The sequence below is a fragment of the Helicobacter sp. 10-6591 genome, from assembly GCF_003288805.1.
Classification (GTDB): Bacteria; Campylobacterota; Campylobacteria; order Campylobacterales; family Helicobacteraceae; genus Helicobacter_F.
In genome coordinates this window covers 1-1,400 of the sequence record NZ_NHYK01000044.1, presented here as the reverse complement: position 1 = coordinate 1,400, position 1,400 = coordinate 1, and the positions used below count along the sequence as shown (strand labels likewise).

Genomic DNA, 1,400 nt, shown 5'->3' with positions numbered 1-1,400 from the left:
TACAGATGAAAAAACAAAAAATGGGAAAACTACTACTAAAGGTGGCCAAACTGTTGTGAAAAACTTCACTAATAATGGCACTATAGAATCAAAAGATCAAAATGCTGCTGTAAGACTCCAAGGTGCTAAGATTGAGACATTTAAAAATGAAAAGCTTATTTCAGCAACTGGAAATGCGGTTGCAATAAAGATTGAGAGAAATGGACAGAATAATCCCAATGGCTATGATGGAAGTATTGAAACTTTTATCAATGAGGGGACTATAAAGGCAAATGGTCAAGGCATAGGACTCACCAATGCTACTATTACAAACTTTACAAACTCTGGAACGATTTCAGCAGCTGGTCAAGGGGCTGTATCCTTGGCTCATGCTACTATCACAAGTTTTGAAAACAAAGGATTGATAGAGAATACAAGTAATAATGGCAACTTAAATAATGGAACTGTACATGGAGCAATCTATCTTCATGAACATGGCCATACTACAATCAAAAGCTTTGATAATCAAGGAACTATCAAAGGCAAAAGAGCTGGAATTGTTATAATTGGTAGTAAAAATACTACTATCACCCATCTCAAGAATTCTGGAACCATAGAAATAACAAATGGCAATGGCAATGTCAATAGCACTAACGTCTCTGCAGGTATTCTGATTGGACAGCTAAATATGCAGCAGCAAAGCGAATCTAAACCAATATACGACACTATAGAAAACACAGGCACTATCAAAGGTGGAAACTATGGAATCTTCATAGAAGGTGGGAGTATAAAGAATCTTAAAAATTCTGGAACCATAGAAGGCAAGAAAGATGGCATAGCATTCTTTAATGCTGGAGGTCCTTTAAAAACAACTATAACCAATCTAGAAATAGAGCAAGGAATAGTAAAAGGTGGAGAAAATGGAATAAACCTAAGCAGAATAGAGTTTGACAGAAGAAATAACAATGAGAAAAACGAAAGAATAGTTGAAAATCTCATTATCAAAGAAGGAGCTATAGTAGAAGGAGGAAGTGGCAGTGGTTTGGTACTAGGAAATGTGGAAGATAAGAGAAAAAATGGACAAGCTCAACAAAGCAATAACACAGACACTTACCAACTCACAGGTACGATTCAAGTAAATGGTACTTTGAAAGGCACGAAAGCTGGGATTACAAACTACAAAGATATGGGAACAGAAGGTAAAGAAGTAATTGTAATAGGTGAACAAGGCAAAATAGAAGGAGTAGTGAAAAATGAAAGTGGAGGAACACTCAAAGGCAATATCACAAATAAGGGCACTGGAACTTTAGAAATTGACAACAAAGGAACAGTGGGCAATAACACTGTAATCAAAAATGAGAATAGCAGCGGCAGTATAAAAATCCTAGATTGGAAGTTAGAGAATCAAGACAATGGCAATC

At 36.1% G+C, this 1,400-nt stretch carries 1 pseudogene; it reads left to right on the top strand.

Going from position 1 to position 1,400, the window contains the following annotated elements:
• Nucleotides 1-55 precede the first annotated feature (55 nt).
• Nucleotides 56-1,400, top strand: a pseudogene (locus CCY97_RS08075) (hypothetical protein); the annotation flags it as partial.